This window comes from Stenotrophomonas sp. YJH_SMC_8 (assembly GCF_059371315.1).
The window spans coordinates 17,803-36,110 of the sequence record NZ_JCAFUL010000023.1 but is presented as its reverse complement, the minus strand read 5'-3'; the positions used below and the strand labels follow the sequence as shown (position 1 = coordinate 36,110).

The following is an 18,308-nucleotide window of genomic DNA, read 5'->3' as shown; positions in this document are numbered from 1 at the left end:
GTCGCCATTCACCTATCTTGGTGCTTTTACAACTTTCTTCATTGCGCCTCGTCCACGCGCCGCTAGCGTAAGAGGCAGCGGTACCGCTGCGCGGCCGTTCATTTCCACCCGCCAGAAGAGGATGCCCATCGTGAACGCTGCTGGCCTGCGTGCCGCCACCGCGGTCGTGGCCGGCCTGCTGTTGCCTGCCCTGGCCGCCGCTGCGGATTGCAGGACGCCGCTGCGCATTGCCTGGCCCGCCGACCGCGCGCCGTTGTCCTCCAGCGAGCAGGGCCAGCCGGGCGGGCTCAGCGCGCAGTACCTGAAGCTGCTGGGCGCGCAGCGGCCACTGCAGATGCAGCCATTGCCAACCGCCGCCATCGCCGAGGGAACGGTACCGCCCGACGTCCAGGCGCTGCTGGGCTGGCCGCGCTCGCAGTTGCCAGCGGGTTGGGTGGCCAGTGCGCCCTACGTGCAGCTTCCACAGGTCATCGTCCGGCGCCGGGATGCATCGCCGGTGCTGGGCCTGGAAGCACTGCGCGGACGCACCGTGGCCAGTCCCGACCCGCTGTCTCTGGTCGGGGCGCTGACCGAACAGGCACCTGGCGTGCAGCTGTTGCCCCCCGCCTCCATCGACGACGCCCTGTCACTGCTGGGCACGGGCCTGGTCGATGCCGTGGTCGCCAATCTTGGCGAGGTCGAGGCCGCGTTACGCCACTATCAGGGCGAGCCGCTGGTAATCGCCGCGCCGGCCGGAATCGACGATGCGCCGGTGCTGGCCACGGTGCAGGCCTGCGCCGACGTCATCCCGCTGTTCGAGCAGGCCGTGTCGCAACTGTCCGCGAACGATCGCGCGGCGATCCGCAGGGCCTGGCTGCCAGACCAGCCGCGACACCCGTCCTCGGCGTCCCCCTTGCGCTGGCTGGTGCCGGCCTCGCTGACCCTGCTGGCGCTCGTACTGGTGTACGCCTTCGGCTACTGGCGCGTGCATCGCGAGAGCGAGCGCCGCCGCGAGGCTGCGCAACGCCTGCAGGAGGTGACCTCGAACCTGCCAGCGGTGGTCTATCAGGCGCGCCGCTCCGCCGCCGGCCGTTACAGCTTTCCCCAGATCGCAGGCGATGTGCAGGCGTTGTTCGGAATCAGCGTGGAAACCGCCCTGATCGATCAACAGCGCCTGCTGGCAGCGGTTCATCCCGATGATCGCTCGCGGCTGATGGACACCGTCGACGCCGCTGCCCTGGCGCGGGGCGCGATCGACGTCATCTTCCGCACGCGCTCGCCACAGGGCTGGCGTTGGGTCCACTCGCATGGACGGCCGCTGTCCCTGGACAGCAGCGACGTCGAGTGGAGTGGCTACTGGATCGACGTAAGCGAAGTGCAGTCGCGCACCCATGCGCTGGCCGAGGCGCGCCATGCGGCCGAGCAGGGCGCGCTGGCCAAGACCCATTTCCTGGCAACCATGAGCCACGAGATCCGCACGCCGATGAGCACCCTGCTGGGCATGCTCGAGCGGTTGGCGGGCAGCGATCTGGATCACCGCCAGCAACAGGTGCTGGTGACCGTAGGTGATGCTGCCCAGATGCTGCGGCAGATCCTGGACGATGTGCTGCACAGCCAACGGCTGCAGGCACTGCCGCTGCAGCTGCAGCCCACGAGCGTGGCGGCACTGGTGCGTGCGGTGCAGCAGCTGCTGATGCCGGTGGCGGCCAGCCGGAGCCTGCATCTGCGGATCGAACTTGATCCGGAATTGCAGGCCGGATCGCTGGCCGACGGCCTGCGCCTGCGCCAGATCCTGTTCAACCTTGCCGGCAACGCGCTCAAGTTCACCGAGCATGGCGGCGTGGACCTGCAGGTGCGGGTGCTGCAGCAGCGCGATGGCGGCCAACGCCTTCGCCTGCAGGTAAGTGACAGCGGTGTGGGCATCAGTCCGGAACGGCAACAGGCGGTGTTCGCGGCCTACACGCAGGCCGAGGCATCGACAACGCGCCGTTTCGGCGGCAGCGGCCTGGGCCTGGCGATCTGCCGTGAACTGGCCGCATCGATGGAAGCAGAACTTTGCCTGCGCAGCACGCCGGGCAAGGGCACCACCGTATGGCTGGAACTGGACCTGGACGCCTGTGAGTTGCCTGCGGAGGCGTTGCCGCTTCCGGCAGAGGCGGCGTGGCCACCGTCGTCGGCCCGGGTGCTGGTGGCTGAAGATCATCCCACCAACCTGCATCTGCTGGAGCAGCGGCTGCGCGACCTGGGGCTGCAGGTGCACGCCTGCACCGATGGTCGCCAGGCCTTCGAGGCCTGGCAGGCGCAGGCGTTCGACCTGGTCATCACCGACTGCCACATGCCGCACATGGATGGCTTCGCCCTGGCACGGGCCATCCGTGCCGATGCCTGCGAGGTTCGCGCGCAGGTCCCGATCATCGCCCTCACGGCCAGCGTGCTGGACCGCACCCGCGAGGCCTGCCGCGAAGCGGGCATCGATCATTTCCTGGCCAAGCCGGTAGAGGGGCAGGAACTGCGTGGCTTGCTGGCCGTGCTGCTGGCGCCGGATTCAGTGCGCCAGTAGGCGGATGATGCTGGCGGCGGCGTCGCGGCCTTCGGCCACGGCGGTCACCACCAGGTCGGCGCCACGCACTGCGTCGCCACCGGCGAACAAGCGTGGGTGCGCGGTCTGGAAGGGCAGGCGGTCCTTGCCCCCGGCCACGATGCGGCCGTTGGACTGGCCTTCCACGCCGTGTTCGGCCAGCCAGGCCGGTACGGTCGGCGAGAAGCCGAAGGCGATGATCACCACGTCCGCCTCCAGCAGCGATTCACTGCCGTCGATCGGCACCGCATTCTGGCGGCCGTTGGCATCCGGCTCGCCCAGGCGGGTCTCGACCACGGTTACACCAATCACTTCGTCATCGGCACCGGCTTCGATCGACAGCGGCTGTCGGTTGAACAGGAAGCGCACGCCTTCCTCGCGCGCATTGGCGACCTCGCGCGCGCTGCCGGGCATGTTGGCCTCGTCGCGGCGATAGGCGCAGGTCACCTTGGCCGCGCCCAGCCGGACCGCGCTGCGCACGCAGTCCATGCCGGTATCGCCACCACCGAGCACCACCACGCGCTTGCCGTTGAGATCGGGCAGGGCGATGGTGTCTTCCCAGCCGGCGATCGGCCGGCCCTTCGGATCATCACCACCGACGATGCGGCTGTTCTGCACCAGGAACGGCAAAGCCGGCAGCACGCCTTTCAGGTCCTGCCCGTCGAGGCCGCCGTCGGTATAGCGGTAGGCGCCGGTACCGACGAACACCGCATCGTGGCTGTCCAGCAACTGCTGCACGCTGAGGTCACGGCCGATCTCCACGCCGAGGCGGAACTGCACGCCCATGCCCTCGAGCACTTCGCGGCGGCGGTGGATCACGTCCTTGTCCAGCTTGAAGCTGGGAATGCCGAACTGCAGCAGGCCGCCGATCTGTTCGTAGCGGTCGTAGACCACCGCGGCAATGCCGGCGCGCGCCAGGCGGTCGGCACAGGCCAGCCCGGCCGGGCCGGCGCCGATCACCGCCACGCTGTGGCCGGTCGGCTGCACCGCGCCCAGGTCCGGGCGCCAGCCCGTGGCCAGCGCGGTATCAACGATGTACTTCTCGACCGCGCCGATGGTGACCGCGCCGAATTCCTCCAGCGTGCAGCTGCCTTCGCACAGCCGGTCCTGCGGGCAGACGCGGCCGCACACTTCCGGCAGCGGGTTGGTGCTGTGGCACAGCGTGGCCGCTTCGTGGATGCGGTTCTCCTGCACCAGCTGCAGCCACTGCGGGATGGCGTTGTGCACCGGGCACTTCCAGCTGCAGTACGGATTGCCGCAGTCCAGGCAGCGGCCGGCCTGGTACTGGGCATCTTCCTTGCCGAATTTTCCGTACAGCTCACCCCAGTCGCCGGAGGTGCGCAGTTCCACCGGAATGCGCTGCGGCATGGTGCGGGGCAGGTCGAGGAACTGGAAGGCGTGCTTGCGGCTCATGGCGGGCTCTGTGGTTTTTTGCGGTTGCCGGCCAGCGGCCGGCACTACGTGATCCTGGGTTGCCGGCCAGCGGCCGGTACTACCGTTATGCGGCGCGGCGCAGGGTTTCGGTCAGCGACTCGATGCTGGCGGCCTTGGGTTTGACCAGCCAGAACTTGCCGATGTAATCGCGGAACTCGTCCAGGATCTGCTGCGCCCAGATGCTGCCGGTCAGTTCGCGGTGGCGGCCGATCAGGCGGTGCAGGTGCTGGCGGTAGTTCTCGAAGCCCTCGGCCGACACGCGGTGGATGTCGATCAGCTCGTGGTTGTAGCGATCGACGAAATCGCGATCCACGTCCAGCACGTAGGCCAGGCCACCGGTGAAGCCGGCACCGAAGTTCAGGCCGACCTTGCCCAGTACCAGCACCACGCCGTCGGTCATGTACTCGCAGCAGTGATCACCGGCCCCTTCCACCACCGCCAGCGCGCCGGAATTGCGCACCGCGAAGCGCTCGCCCGCGCGGCCAGCAGCAAACAGCTCGCCCCCGGTGGCGCCGTACAGGCAGGTGTTGCCGATGATGGCCGTGCTGCGTGCCTCGAAGCGCGCGCCGCGCGGTGGGCGTACCACCAAGCGGCCACCGGCCATGCCCTTGCCGACGTAGTCGTTGGCTTCGCCTTCCACTTCCAGGTGCAGGCCGCCGACGTTGAAGGCACCGAAACTCTGTCCGGCACTGCCGCGGAAGCGCAGTTCCAGCGGCGCCTCGGCCATGCCCTGGTTGCCATGCGCGCGCGCCACGGCGCCAGCCAGGCGCGTGCCGATGCTGCGGTCGGTGTTGTGGATCAGGAAGCGGTGTTCGCCGCCGCGCTTGTGTTCGATGGCCGGGGCCAGCAGGCCGTCCATCTGCGTGGCCAGGCTGTCCGGTGATTCGTACAGGCGCTGCGCGGCGCAGTGGCTGCCTTCGTAACGGGCATCGGCCAGCAGGCGCGACAGGTCCACGCGTACACCGTCGCGCGGTGCGGCCTCGATCTGCCGCAGCAGGTCGGTGCGGCCGACGATCTCTTCCAGCGAACGCGCGCCCAGGTACGACAGCCAGCCGCGCACTTCCTCGGCCAGCAGGCGGAAGAAGTTCTCCACGCGCTCGGGCTGGCCGGTGAAGTGGTTCTCGCGCAGGCGCTCGTCCTGGGTGGCCACGCCGGTGGCGCAGTTGTTCAGATGGCAGATGCGCAGGTACTTGCAGCCCAGCACGATCATCGGCGCGGTGCCGAAGCCGAAGCTGTCCGCACCCAGCAGCGCGGCCTTGACCACGTCCAGGCCGGTCTTCAGGCCACCATCGGTCTGCAGCAGGGTGCGCCCGCGCAGGTCGTTGGCCAGCAGCGCCTGGTGCGCTTCGGCCACGCCCAGTTCCCACGGCACGCCGGCATAGCGGATCGAGCTGACCGGCGAGGCACCGGTACCGCCGTCGTGGCCGGAGATGGTGATCAGGTCGGCACCGGCCTTGACCACGCCGGCGGCAATCGTACCCACACCGGCATGGCTGACCAGCTTCACCGACACCAGCGCGGTCGGGTTGACCTGCTTGAGGTCGTAGATCAGCTGGGCCAGGTCTTCGATGGAATAGATGTCGTGGTGCGGCGGCGGCGAGATCAGGCCGATGCCCGGGCGTGCATAGCGCAGGCGTGCGATCAGTTCGTTGACCTTGTGGCCCGGCAGCTGGCCGCCCTCGCCGGGCTTGGCGCCCTGCGCGACCTTGATCTGCAGCACTTCGGCGTTGACCAGGTACTCGGCGGTGACGCCGAAGCGGCCCGAGGCGACCTGCTTGATCTTGCTGCGCTTTGCGGTGCCATAGCGGGCGGGGTCTTCGCCGCCTTCGCCGGAATTGCTGCGGCCGCCGAGGCGGTTCATGGCAATGGCCAATGCTTCATGTGCTTCCGGCGACAGTGCGCCCAGGCTGATCGCCGCGGTATCGAAGCGCGGGAACAGGGCACTGGCAGGTGCCACTTCATCCAGCGGCACGGGCGTGGCCGCCGGCACCAGTTCCAGCAGGTCGCGCAGTGCCGACGGCGGCCGTGCATGCACGGCATCGCAGTACTGCTGCCACGCACGCGGGTCACCGCTGCGCGCCGCGCGCTGCAGGGTGGTGACCACGTCCGGGTTGTACATGTGGTACTCGCCGCCGTGCACGTACTTCAGCAGGCCGCCGACATCCACATCCTGCTGCGCGTCCCAGGCCTGCGCGCGGAGTTCGCGTGCATCGGCATCCAGGCGGGCGAAACCGGCGCCACCGATGCGCGAGGCGGTATCCGGGAAACACAGGTCCACAACTTCAGGTTCCAGGCCGATGATCTCGAACAGCTGCGCGCCGCGGTAGCTGGCCACGGTGCAGATGCCCATCTTCGAAATGATCTTCGACAGGCCCTTGTAGACGCCCTTGCGGTAGCGGCGGCCAATCTGCGACTGCTCACCGCCCTTGCTGAGCTTGAGGATGCCGCGGCGGCCGAGGTCGAACAGGGTCTGGTAGGCCAGGTACGGATACACCGCGGTGGCGCCGAAGCCGAGCAGGCAGGCCATGTGGTGCGGGTCGCGCGCGGTGCCGGTCTCGACGATCAGGTTCACGTCGCAACGCAGGCCCAGCCGCGAGAGGTGGTGATGGATGGCGCTGGTGGCGAGCAGCGCATGCACCATCGGCCGCGCGGCCACCGGGTAGCGGTCGGACAGCAGCAGCATCACCATGCCATCGCGTGCGGCCTGCTCGGCCTCGGCGCAGATGCGCTCGATACCGGCGCGCAGGCCTTCGTCTTCGCTGTAGGACAGGTCAAGCAGGCGGTTGGCCTGCGCGTACTGGTCCATCTTCAGCAGCTGGCGCAGCTTGCGTTGGCTCAGCACCGGCGAATTGAGGATGACGTGGTTCACCGTCTCCGGGCCGGCATGGAAGATGTTGGTCTCCTTGCCGAGCTGGGTGGACAGCGACATCGCGCAGTCTTCGCGCAGCGGATCGATCGGCGGGTTGGTGACCTGCGCGAAGGCCTGGCGGAAATAGTCGTACAGCGGGCGGCTGCGCTGGCTCAGCACGGCCATCGGTGTGTCATCGCCCATCGAGCCGGTGGCTTCCTGCTCGGTCTCGGCCAGCGGACGCAGCACCTGTTCCACTTCCTCGCTGCTGAGCTGGTACAGCTTGTGGTAGCTGCGCAGGGTGCCTTCGTCGAAGGGTTCTTCCACCAGCGACGGGTCGATCAGTTCGGTCTGCAGGTAGGTGACGCCCTGCTGCAGCCACTGCTTGTACGGCGCGCGGCCACGGTTGATGCGGTCCACCGCGTCGGAGTCGAGCAGATCGCCACGCTTGAGGTCGATGGCCACCATCTCGCCGGGGCCGAGCTTGCCCTTGCGCACCACGCGTTCGGTCGGCACTTCCCACACGCCGGCTTCGGAGGCGACCAGGAAGTGGCGGTCGGCGGTCAGCATCCAGCGCGCCGGGCGCAGGCCGTTGCGGTCGAGGGTACACACGGCGTAGCGGCTGTCGCAGGCGACGATGCCGGCCGGGCCGTCCCATGGCTCGCTGTTCAGGCCGTGGAATTCGTAGAACGCGGCCAGGTCCGGATCCTTGAATTCCAGCGATTGCGTGGCCGGCGGCACCAGGATGCGCAGCGCCTGGATCAGCTCCATGCCACCGGCGACCATCAGCTCCAGCATGTTGTCCAGGCTCTGCGAATCCGAACCGTGCATGGAGATGACAGGGTCGAACTCGGCGATGTCGAAGCGCGGCGTCTTCCACACCTTGCTGCGCGCCTGCGCCCAGCGCCGATTGCCTTCGATGGTGTTGATCTCGCCGTTGTGGGCGAGCATGCGGAACGGGTGCGCCAGCGGCCAGCGCGGCAGCGTGTTGGTGGAGAAGCGCTGGTGGAACACGATGGCGCTGGAGGCCAGCTCGCGGCGCTGCAGGTCCGGGAAGAAGCGGCTGAGCTTGTCCGGCAGCACCATGCCCTTGTAGCTGATCGCATCCGGGGTGAGGGTGGTGACGTAGAAGTCGGCGTGTTCGCGCAGCTGCTGTTCGCTGCGGCGACGGGCCAGGAACAGCGCCAGCGCGAAGCCGGCATCATCCTGGCCGACGCCGGCGTCGACGAACACCTGCTCGATGCGCGGCAGCGTGTCGCGCGCCAGCTGGCCGCAGACGCTGTCGTCGGTCGGTACCTCGCGCCAGCCGGCAACCTTGCAGCCCACCGCTTCCACCTGCGCCTGCAGCTGCGCGCGGCAGGCCTGCGCCGCGTCGGCCTGGTGCGGCAGGAACACCAGGCCGGCAGCGAAGCGCGCGGTGGTGGTGATGCCGGCCTCGCTGGCCAGCAGTTTCAGGAACGCATCGGGGCGGCGCAGCAGCAGGCCGCAGCCATCGCCGGTCAGGCCGTCGGCGGCCACGCCACCACGGTGGGTCATGCGCGAAAGCGCGGCGATGGCGGTATCAACCAACAGGCGCGATGGTTGATCGTCGAGCTGGGCGACCATGCCAAATCCACAGGCATCGCGCTCGGAGCGCGGGTCGTAAAGCCCTTGGCGGTTGCGGGGGGCCATCTCTACCTCGATGCGTATAGGGTTGGCGGCGACACTCGTCCCCGCTCATTCCCTGGAGCGCATCGTGAGGCCACCGGATGCCTCGACTAGATCACAGGTTGCTGCAACGCCGCAATACACGGTTGCAGGTGCAACGGAAAGCGCCGGCAACCCAGTGCCGGCGCGGGGCCGGACTCAGCCGCAGCGCGTGCCGCTGACCGCGCCCTTGTCGTCCACTTCGATGTTCAGGCGGTCGCCGAGGAACTCCATCGTGGCCACATCATTGGGCTTGAGCACACGCACCTGACTGGCCCCGGCATCTTCCTGCGCCTGCTTGCCGAGGGCATCGGTGTAGGCTTGGCCGACCAGGCTCTGCACCTGGCTGGCATCGCAGGTGCCGACGGGCGGTGCCTCGGTGGCCTTGCCGGCGTCGTCGGCCGGTGCTTTGGCGGCCTCCGCGGCCTGCTGGGCATGGGCGGTGGCCGAATCCTGTTCATCCAGCGCCGGTGCCTGGCAGGCGGTCAGGGCCAGCACGGCCGGCAGCAACAGGACGGAGAGCGAACGGGCGCGAATCGGAAACGACATCATGACTCCGGAAGGGGTTGTGAAAGCCCGAGCATAGCGGCGAACCGACCCTCACGTGTTTGTCTTGTGTTATCGACAGGATCACTGCGCCGCACCAGTGACACTGCCGGACATGCCAACACCCACCACTCCGGAACAACAGGCCGCGCGCGCTGCGGGCCTGCGCTACGTTGATGACACCCAGCCCGGCATCAGCCGCCGCCGCGCCGGCAAGGGGTTCAGCTACCGCGATGCCGATGGCCACGCGCTGCGCGATGCCACCACCCTGCAACGCATCCGTGCGCTGGCGATTCCGCCGGCCTACACCGCAGTGTGGATCTGCGCCCATGCCAATGGCCATCTGCAGGCGACCGGCCGCGATGCGCGCGGACGCAAGCAGTACCGCTACCACGCCGACTGGGCCAGGGAGCGCGACGCCGGCAAGTTCGACCGCATCATTGCCTTTGGTGAGGCCCTGCCTGCATTGCGGCAGCGGTTGTCGCGCGATCTCAAGCGGCCCGGCTTCCCGAAGGAGAAAGTGCTGGCCATGGTGGTCGCGCTGCTGGCCGACACGCTGGTGCGGGTCGGCAATGAAACCTATGCGCAGCAGAACCGTTCGTTCGGACTGACCACACTGCGCAACCGCCATCTGGAGCTGCTGCAGGGCGGCCGGGTGCGCATGCGTTTCCGCGGCAAGTCCGGGCAGCTGCAGGAAGTGACCGTGGGCGATCGCAGGCTGGGGCTGCTGGTACGCCGCCTGCAGCAGCTTCCGGGGCAGGCGCTGTTCCAGTACCGCGATGACGACGGCGCGCCGCAGCCGGTGGATTCGGGTGCAGTGAACGACTACCTGCGCGAGGTGATGGGCGAGGACTTCACCGCCAAGGATTTCCGCACGTGGGGCGGCACCGTGGCCGCGGTACAGGCATTTGCCGCCACCGAGCTGCCGGAGCCGGCCAGCCAGCGCGCCTTGGCGCAGGCACAGCGTGCGGTGGTGTGCGAGGTGGCGGCGCGGCTGGGCAACACGCCTGCGGTGTGCCGCAAGGCCTACATCGACCCGTGCGTGTTCGCCGGCTGGGAGCGCGGCGAACTGGCCAAGCTGGCTGGCCTGCGTGGGCCGCGCCAGTGGGAGCAAGCCACCCTGCGCGTGCTGCGCAGGGCACGCCGGCTCAGCCGCAATAGATCGCGGTGATGTTGTTGGTGCGGCCCTTCTCGATGGTCAGGCGGTCGCCACCTTCGTGGGCCGGTGGCACCCGTGGGCCGTCGTGGCGCAGCACCCGCACGTGCAGGCTGTCGCTGTCCACGCGCGCCCGCGCCACGGTGGCATCCGAAGCCGCCAGTCCGAGTGCGCCGCGCACCATGTCGCTGTGGCACTGGCCGGAAATCACACCGTCGATCGGCTGCACCTGGGCCATGGGCGTGCTGCTGCACGCGGCAAGGGCAAAGCAGACGGCGGCGGTGGCGATGGCATGTTTCATGGAGGCGTTCCTTGTGTGATTGCGTGCAGGGTGCGACGGCGTGCGTGGTGGTGGAATGAATGCCGTGCACATGCAGGACACGGCGCGCTCACTGCCGCCAACAGCAGGGGTGGAGAAACTGCAGGAGCGGCCTGTGCCGCCCGGTACTGCGGCGCATGCGCCCGGTAGTGCCGGCCGCTGGCCGGCAACCCCATTCCCCCCTCGAGGAGACCTGCATGGCCACCACAAAAAAGACCCCCGCCCGCGGCAAGGCATCGCCGAAAGTACGTAAAGGCAGCACTCCAACCAAGACGGTCGCCGACTCTGATCGCCCGCGCGTGGTGAAGACCGCAACCCGCAAGGCGGCAGCCGGGGATCCCCGCGCCGCCCGCGTCGCGGCCCGGCAGCGGCGCCTGCAGGACCAGGAGAAGGCCAAGGATGCCCGCGCGGCCAAGAAGGCAAGCAAGAAGGCAACAAAGAAGAGCGCGACCCAGGCCGGCGCACGCCGCCAGCCGGAGGCGATGCCGGCGCAGCAGCTGGCCAAGCCGGGGCACGAACACGAACTGGCGCTGGCGTCGCGATTCCTTGCACCGGACTATGTGGGCAGCGGCAAACTGCAGGGCATGCGCGCGATCATCACTGGCGGCGATTCGGGCATCGGCCGCGCAGTGGCGGTGCTGTTCGCACGCGAAGGCGCCGACGTGGCGGTACTGCACCTGGACGAGGCCGAGGACGCGGACATCACCCGCCAGCACGTGGAGCGCGAAGGTGGCCGCTGCGTGGTGATCGCCGGTGACGTGCGCGATCCCCGCTTCTGCGACAAAGCGGTGAAGCAGGTGGCCAAGGCGTTCGGCGGCATCGACATCCTGGTCAACAACGCCGCGTTCCAGCTGCACTGCGAGCGGCTGGAAGACCTGGAAGACGCGCACCTGCAGGAGACCCTGCAGACCAACATCGGCGGGTACATCCAGATGGCGCGCGCGGTGCTGCCGCATCTGGGCGAGGGCGCCAGCATCATCAACACCGGTTCGGAAACGGGAATCTTCGGCAGCAAGGCGCTGATCGATTACTCGGCGACCAAGGGCGCGATCCACGCGTTCACCAAGTCGCTGGCAAGCCAGCTGCTGCCGCGCGGAATCCGCGTCAACTGCGTGGCGCCGGGCCCGGTGTGGACGCCATTGAACCCGGCCGACAAGGCCGCGCAGGACGTCGCTGAATTCGGCAGGGACAGTGACATGGGCCGGCCCGCACAGCCCGAAGAACTGTCGCCGGCTTACGTATTCCTGGCCTCGCCGGTCTGTGCCAGCTACATCAGTGGCGTGGTCCTGCCGGTGATGGGCGGGCCTCGAGGCTGAACAGGCCTACTGCGTGGGGTCTGCTGAATGGGGCTTCGCGCAGGTGTGTGGCGTGTGTCAAAGGCTGCGCCGGCGTGGTGGGGTAGGCTGGACTTCCACACCGATCACGTTCAAGGAAAGATCATGCCGGAGATGGATATCAACGCAGCGGCCGATGAAGTCGTCGCCCTGCTGCGGCAGAACGACGCCCGTGGCGCGGCCGCGCGCCTGGAGGCCCTGCACAACGGCCAGAGTGCGGTGGTGCAGGAATCGCTGGATCGCTACATCGCGGCGCGTGGCGCCACCGATCTTGAGGCGCTGCGACGGAGCGGTGGCGTGTCCGCCGCGGATGCGGCCACGGTCAACCCGATGCTGGATCGCCTGGGTGAGGCGACGCGCCCTCCGCGCATGCCCGATGCAGCAGAGACCGCCGGCCTGAGCCAGGCCCAGCAGTACGACGTATACGGCAGCATCGTGGCCCAGCGCGGCAACGCCGCGGCGAACGATGCGATGGCCACCCGGGATCGCGTGGTGCTGGGGTTGCGTGATGAGAACCGCACCACCGAGGCACGCGGGCGTGGTGTCTACGACGACCGCATCGTGGTGCTGTGGAAGGATGCGCAGGGCCACGGCCACGTGCGCGAGTTCAACCAGGCCACGACAGAGCCGACGGCCCAGTACGACGGTCACGCCAAGACCACGCCACGCAGCCCCGGCTTCGGCAACGTGGCGCCGCGTACCAAGACAGAGGGCGAGGACGTCAACGGCGACCGGGTCAAGGATCTTGGACGGTTGGGCGAAGGCACCACCGAGATGCGCGCAACAACCCATCCGCGAAATGGCCATCCCGATGAATTTGCGCTGCGCCCTTCGCAGGACGCGATCACCGCAGGCGCCGGCCGTGTGGAGCGCGACAGCAATGGCGACGGCTGGTTCGATGCGCGCGATACCCAGGGCGTGCAGGACCTCAACGACACCTTCAAGATCCATCGTGGCAGCCGGTCCAATACCGATTCGGCCGGCTGCCAGACCATCGGCGGCGGCGAGTACGACGACTTCGTGTCGACGGTGCGTGGCACGCCTGGGCAGAACCGTTGGCAGTACGTGCTGACCTCGGTTGCACCGGGCCAGGCACGTGAGCTGGGACAGGACACGCCGCTCGCGGCCAACGACGATCCCCGTCAGCCACAGCATCGCGACCATGCCCTGCAGCAGCAGATCAGCACGCACCTGCAGGCCCTGGGCGGACGCTACGCCGAGCATGCCGATGACTACAGCCTGGTGATGCTGCGCGAAGCGAAGGCCGCAGGCATCACCCGGGTCGACCAGATCGTGGCCAGCAATCCCAGTGGTGGCCGCGCTGCGGGCGAGACACTGTTCCTGGTGCAGGGCAGTCCGGGCGACCCCGCGGCAGTGCGCGCAGGCGTCAACGCGGCCGAGGTGCGCGAGACTGCGGTGGAAACCAGCCTGCGCCAGCTGCAGCAGCAAGCGCGCGAACAGGGTGCACCGGCGCCGGCGCCTGCACAGCAGCAGGAAGCGCCGGCGATGGGAGGGCGCTGAACGATGGTCCGTCTACCATTGATGTCCGGTCTGCCATTGGTGTTGCTGCTGGCCTGCAGCGCCTGCGCGCCCGCTGGAGAGCGTGTCGCGCCGGCAGCGCCCACCGCCAGCTCGGCGGCGAACCCGGAGGCCTTGCCTGCGCAGACCCTGCCCACTGATCGTGGACTGCCCGCACTGCCGGAAGCCTCCGGCAGCGCCCATCCCGGCGGTCGCTACGCTGCGCTGCCCGAACCTGCCAGGCAGGTGCTGATGCAGTTGAAGTGCAACGTGGAAGGTGCCAGCAATGTGCAGGTGCTTTCCATTCCCGCGCAGGGGGGGCGGCAGGATTTCATGGTCACCGATCGCAACGGGCCGCGTTTCCGTTACTGGATACGGTCGTTCTCCAGTAGTGGTGGCGCCACGGGCTATCTGGTGCAGCTGCGGGACTGCCCAGCCAGCACCACCGGCATGCGCGCCTACATTGCACAGGGGGCTGCACCGCTGCAGGACGTCACCGCATCGCTGCTGGCGCAGGCAGGGCTGCCTGATGCGGCGACGATGACGGCCTACCAGGACAAGGGCGTGGGCGACCTGTTCGCCTTCATCGGGCCGCTGGACAAGGTGCCGGTGCTGCGCTGGGTGGCCGAAGCCGACCCCGAGCAGCCACTGGCCGCCGACGCGCGCAGCTTCGACCATGGCAATGCCATCCACGGCGGTTTTCTGCGCTGGAACCAGGATCATTTCGAAGTGGCCAGGACCGTGCCTGCCGGGCTATGGCCCTGCGATGACAGCCCGTTATTGCCGTGCAAGGGCGACCCGTTCGTGACTGGGCGTTGAGGCATCGCGCGCATAGAAATCGGCAATGCGCGGAATGAACTGCTGCGGATTGGCACCGACAAGATTGGTCAGCACCACCACCGCCACGCCGCGCTCGGGATAGACCACGAACGCCGAGCGCGCACCGCCGATACCGGCCACCTGAAGGTCGGGCGATGCGCGCAGTACCGGCCAGCCCCCCGCCCACGGGCCGGCACGGCCATCCGCCAGGCGCTCTGCGCTCCACATCCGCCGCAGGGCCGTCTCCGGCAGCAGACGGCCTTCGGTCAGCGCGACCAGCCAGCGCGCGGTGTCATCGGCGGTGGTGAGGATGCCGCCACCGGCCCACAGCGAAGGCGGTATGTCGTAGAACCAGTGCGACAGGCGGGACGGTGCATCGGCAGCGTCGGTGGCTCGCGGGGCCAGGCTGTACATCGTCGCCGCATCCGGAATCAGGTCGTAGCTGTCGCCGAAGGTGGTGCGGGCCATGCGTGCGCTGCTGAACTGGCGGGTGGCGAGGAAACGTTCGTAGGGCATGCCGGATTGCTTCGCGATGATTCGTGCCAGCAGTACGTAGTTGGTCTGGTTGTAGGCGAAGCGCTGCCCGGGTTCGGCTTCGACCGGCTGCGCAGTGACGGCCGCCCACGCCTGCGCTTCTGAGCCACCGCCCAGCAGTCCATTCGCATCAAGGATGTCCGGAAGGCCGGAGGTATGCGCCAGCAACTGGTGTACGCGTACGTCTCTCCACGCTGGCGGAAGATCATCCAGGTAGCGCGAGGCCGGCGCGTCCAGATCCAGCTGGCCCTGCTGGGCCAGCTGCGCGGCGGCCACGCCGGTGAACGCCTTGGTGGCCGAATTGAGCGGGAAACGGGTGTCGCGCGAGGCAAGCACACCGTTCTCCACGTTGGCCAGCCCGTAGGCCTCGGACAACACGGTCTGCCCGTCCTTGACCACCGCGATCTGCAATCCCGGGATGCGCTGCTCCAGCATGATCTGGCGGATCAGGCGGCGGGTCTGGTCGTTGGCCTGGTCCTGGCTGGCAGAGACGGCGGCGAAGGGCAGTGCACTGATGAGCATGAGCAGGACTCGGAGCATTGGGCGGGACATGCGGAATTCCAGCGGGGCGTTGCGGATCGGATGCAGCGGGCGGGTCAAAGGTTTAAGCGCTCAGTGGTGCCTACCGTTCGTCGGCCCATGACTTCCGGGGGATTGACTACAGTTGTCGTCAAGCTGACAGTGACGACACGTGTAGTCAAGGGAGTGGTGTCATGCGTGGCAAGACCATCGGGGACCAGGAACTGGCCCTGCTGCAGTACATCGATGAACATGCGCCGGCCACGGTCGGCGAGGTCGCCAGTGGCTACGGCGAGGCCCGCGGCCTGGCCCGTTCCACCGTGCTGACGATGATGGAGCGGCTGCGGGCGAAGGGGTATCTTCAGCGCCGGCAGCAGGACGGCGTCTACCGCTACCAGGCCACCCGTGGCCCGCAGAGCGTGCTGCAGGGTGCCGTGGCCCAGTTCGTCGACAACACCCTGCAGGGCTCGGTGTCGCCGTTCGTGGCCTACCTCTCGCAGCGCCAGCAGGTCAGCGACAACGAACTGGCCGAGCTGGAAGCGCTGGTCGCCCAACTCCAATCGCGTCGCCACGAGGGCTGAGCCATGGACACCACGATGCTGATCCCGATGCTGGAACGGTTGGGCTGGACCAGCCTGCAGACCGTGCTGCTGGTGGCCCTGGTGTACGGCCTGTGCCGCGCGCTGCCGTCGCTGTCGGCGGCGACCCGCTGCCGCCTGTGGTGGCTGGTCCCGCTGCAGGCCGTGCTCGGCCTGTTCTGGAGCCAGCCGTTGCAGTTGGCCTGGCTGCCGGCGCCGCAGGCGGTGCCGATGACCGCGACCGACGTGGCCGCTGACATCGTCTACCCGCTGGCCCCGGAGGCCTCTGCACAGTTGCTGGCCGCGATGCCGCTGCCCGCGGTCGAAGTATCGGCAGTTGCGTGGTGGGCGGTCGCACTGGCCGCGCTGTGGCTGTCCGGCGTGTTGCTGATGGCCCTGCGCACCTTCGGTGAGTGGCGCCGCTGCCGCGCACTGCTGGCTGCGGCCTATCCCTGCGAGGACGAGGCGCTGGTGCAGGCCCTGCAGCTGGCCTCCGACGCGCACGGCGTGCGCCCTGCGCCGCGGCTGTGGATGAGCGCGCAGGTGGACTCGCCGCAGCTGGTCGGGCCGTTCCGCCCGGTGCTGCTGCTGCCGGCCGGCGACAACGCCCTGCAGGGTGACGCGCTGGACCTGGCACTGACCCACGAACTGCAGCACCTGCAGCGTCGTGACCTGCAGTGGGGGCTGCTGCCCGCGCTGGCCCAGCACCTGTTCTTCTTCCACCCCCTGCTGCGCCTGTCGGTGCGCGAATACGCCCAGGCCCGCGAGGAAGCAGTGGATGCGGCCGTGGTCGGCCAGCATGGCGCCAGTCGCCAGGCCTATGGCCGCCTGTTGCTGCAGCTGGGCGTGGCAGCGCAGCCGCATCTGGGCGTGGCCAGTGCCGCACCGAGCACCACCAGCCTCAAGCGTCGCCTGCTTTCGCTGCAGTCGCACCGGTCCTGCCCGCGTCTGCTGGCGATGGCGTTGACCGCCGTCGTGGTGGTGGTGGGCGTGGCGCCGATGCGGCTGGTCGCAGCGCCGGTGCCGCCCGCACCGCCCGCGCCTCCGGTCGCACCGAAAGTTGCTGTGCCGCGGCCGCCGAAGGCCCCTGAAGCGCCGCCGGCACCGCCTGCATCAGCGGTACCTGCTGCACCGGTTGCCCCGGTGCCTCCCGCCGAGCCGACGGATGAGGAGGCGTCGTCCGGCCCTGACGACGCGGATGTGGCGGTCGATGTCGATGCCGATGTGGATGTCGACACCGGCATGGACGCTGGCCACACGACCTCGCGCATGTCGTCCATCACCACCTACGGCCGTCTGGATCTGGGCCAGTCCCCGTCGCAGGCGTTCGTGCTGGTGGATGGTGATTCAACCTTCGCCAACGGTGCCATCGACGATGTGACGCTTGCACGCAGACAGCTCGGCAAGGGCCCGGCGCTGTGGTTCCGCCAGGGTGACAAGCGCTACATCGTGCGCGACCCGATGTTGATCCAGTCGCTGCAGCGCGCCTATGCCGGTGCGGCGGACCTTGGTCGCCAGCAGAGCGAACTGGGCCGCCAGCAGAGTGCGTTGGGCCGCCAGCAGAGCGACCTTGGCAAGCAGATGGGTGAGATGGGGCGTCTGCAGGGTGAAGAGGCGCGCCGCATGGCACTGGCCGCAGCGGAGGCCGCGCGCAGTGCGATGGCTGCGCATGACATCAACCGCGAAGCGGCGGCGGAAGCGGCGAAGGCGGCGCGGGGCGCAACCAATGATGCGGCCGTTGCACGTGAGGCCGCTCGTGAGGCTGCCGCCGAGGCGCGTCGTGCGATGCAGGAAGTGGACAACGAAACCGCGCGTGCCAGCCGCACCCGCGCCATGCAGCGCCTGGCCAGCCAGCAGTCTGAACTGGCCAGCCGCCAGGCCGCGCTGGGCAGCCGGCAGGCCGCGCTGGGCGAACGCCAGGCGCGCGTGCATGCGCAGGCATCGCAGCAGGCACAGCAGGTGATCGCCCGTGCATTGGCCAGTGGCAAGGCCGAGCGCCTCTGAAACGGCGGTAGCGCCGGGCCATGCCCGGCGAGCGCAGCGGCACACCTGAAGAGGGAAGGCGCCGGGCATGGCCCGGCGCTACCCAGCGGAACATCAACCGCAGCTGGCGCGCTCGATGCGGTTCTGCGCATCCACCTGCACGGTCACGCGGTCCTGGCGGAAGTCCATGGTCACCGCCATGCCGGGCTTGACCACCCGCGCATTGCGCGCGCCGCTGGCGCTGACCAGCTGCTTCACGGTGGCCTCGTCGGCGGTCTTGCCGGTGAAGGCTTCAAGCTTGTCGGGCTGGCACTCATGCGGGCCATCGGCCGCCGGTGGCGGCGTGGTCTCATGCGCGGTACTGCTGCCGGCATGGCTGCAGGCGGCCAGCGGCAGGATGGCGAGCAGGGCCAGGGGACTGAGGCGCATCGTCGGGCTCCAAGCGTGGATGGTGGCGGCAGTGTCACCGCTGCCACC

At 68.8% G+C, this 18,308-nt stretch carries 13 protein-coding genes; 7 read left to right on the top strand and 6 right to left on the bottom strand.

The annotated features are described in order from the left end of the window. The first annotated feature begins 130 nt into the window (after positions 1–130). A complete protein-coding gene (locus tag AC5P88_RS19280) occupies positions 131–2,539 on the top strand; it encodes an ATP-binding protein (RefSeq protein WP_495225796.1) in 2,409 nt (802 codons plus the stop codon). Here AC5P88_RS19280 and AC5P88_RS19275 read toward each other — a convergent pair. The 3 genes from AC5P88_RS19275 to AC5P88_RS19265 all read right to left on the bottom strand — a co-directional run bounded on the left by AC5P88_RS19275 (position 2,525) and on the right by AC5P88_RS19265 (position 9,074). Beyond that, a complete protein-coding gene (locus tag AC5P88_RS19275; RefSeq protein ID WP_106550574.1) occupies positions 2,525–3,970 on the bottom strand; it encodes an FAD-dependent oxidoreductase in 1,446 nt (481 codons plus the stop codon). The two genes, AC5P88_RS19280 and AC5P88_RS19275, sit on opposite strands and share 15 nt — an antisense overlap. A gap of 85 nt (positions 3,971–4,055) precedes the next feature. Then, positions 4,056–8,510, bottom strand: a complete 4,455-nt coding sequence (gene gltB, locus AC5P88_RS19270; RefSeq protein ID WP_495225795.1) for a glutamate synthase large subunit — start codon at positions 8,508–8,510, stop codon at positions 4,056–4,058. A gap of 174 nt (positions 8,511–8,684) precedes the next feature. Then, positions 8,685–9,074, bottom strand: coding sequence for an I78 family peptidase inhibitor (locus AC5P88_RS19265; protein ID WP_049430928.1), 390 nt, complete (start codon positions 9,072–9,074; stop codon positions 8,685–8,687). 112 nt (positions 9,075–9,186) lie between these two features. Here AC5P88_RS19265 and AC5P88_RS19260 point away from each other — a divergent pair, with 112 nt between their 5' ends. After that, complete coding sequence (locus tag AC5P88_RS19260; protein ID WP_495225794.1) at positions 9,187–10,242, top strand: DNA topoisomerase IB; 1,056 nt, start codon at positions 9,187–9,189, stop codon at positions 10,240–10,242. Here the strand turns inward: AC5P88_RS19260 and AC5P88_RS19255 are convergent. Then, on the bottom strand, positions 10,220–10,528 hold the full coding sequence (locus AC5P88_RS19255) for a putative periplasmic lipoprotein (RefSeq protein WP_099552786.1): 309 nt from the start codon (positions 10,526–10,528) through the stop codon (positions 10,220–10,222). The genes AC5P88_RS19260 and AC5P88_RS19255 overlap by 23 nt on opposite strands. A gap of 215 nt (positions 10,529–10,743) precedes the next feature. On the opposite strand from AC5P88_RS19255, the gene AC5P88_RS19250 reads away from it, so the two are divergent. From AC5P88_RS19250 to AC5P88_RS19240, 3 genes are all read left to right on the top strand, one after another. After that, entirely contained in the window at positions 10,744–11,862 is a 1,119-nt protein-coding gene (locus tag AC5P88_RS19250) for an SDR family oxidoreductase (protein WP_495225793.1), read from the top strand. Between the two features lie 123 nt (positions 11,863–11,985). Continuing rightward, positions 11,986–13,401: an XVIPCD domain-containing protein gene (locus AC5P88_RS19245; RefSeq protein WP_495225792.1), complete on the top strand. Its 1,416-nt coding sequence runs from the start codon at positions 11,986–11,988 to the stop codon at positions 13,399–13,401. Between the two features lie 21 nt (positions 13,402–13,422). Further along, positions 13,423–14,217: a hypothetical protein gene (locus AC5P88_RS19240; RefSeq protein ID WP_495225791.1), complete on the top strand. Its 795-nt coding sequence runs from the start codon at positions 13,423–13,425 to the stop codon at positions 14,215–14,217. Here the strand turns inward: AC5P88_RS19240 and AC5P88_RS19235 are convergent. Further along, positions 14,176–15,273, bottom strand: a complete 1,098-nt coding sequence (locus AC5P88_RS19235; RefSeq protein ID WP_495225790.1) for a serine hydrolase domain-containing protein — start codon at positions 15,271–15,273, stop codon at positions 14,176–14,178. The two genes, AC5P88_RS19240 and AC5P88_RS19235, sit on opposite strands and share 42 nt — an antisense overlap. A gap of 191 nt (positions 15,274–15,464) precedes the next feature. Here AC5P88_RS19235 and AC5P88_RS19230 point away from each other — a divergent pair, with 191 nt between their 5' ends. Beyond that, a complete protein-coding gene (locus tag AC5P88_RS19230) occupies positions 15,465–15,851 on the top strand; it encodes a BlaI/MecI/CopY family transcriptional regulator (RefSeq protein ID WP_005407516.1) in 387 nt (128 codons plus the stop codon). Positions 15,852–15,854: 3 nt separating this feature from the next. After that, the gene (locus AC5P88_RS19225) at positions 15,855–17,852 is read left to right on the top strand and encodes a M56 family metallopeptidase (RefSeq protein WP_495225789.1); all 1,998 of its coding nucleotides are present in this window, start codon (positions 15,855–15,857) and stop codon (positions 17,850–17,852) included. 93 nt (positions 17,853–17,945) lie between these two features. Here the strand turns inward: AC5P88_RS19225 and AC5P88_RS19220 are convergent, their stop codons facing one another. Next, positions 17,946–18,260, bottom strand: a complete 315-nt coding sequence (locus AC5P88_RS19220) for an I78 family peptidase inhibitor (RefSeq protein ID WP_106550567.1) — start codon at positions 18,258–18,260, stop codon at positions 17,946–17,948. Between the last annotated feature and the right edge of the window lie 48 nt (positions 18,261–18,308).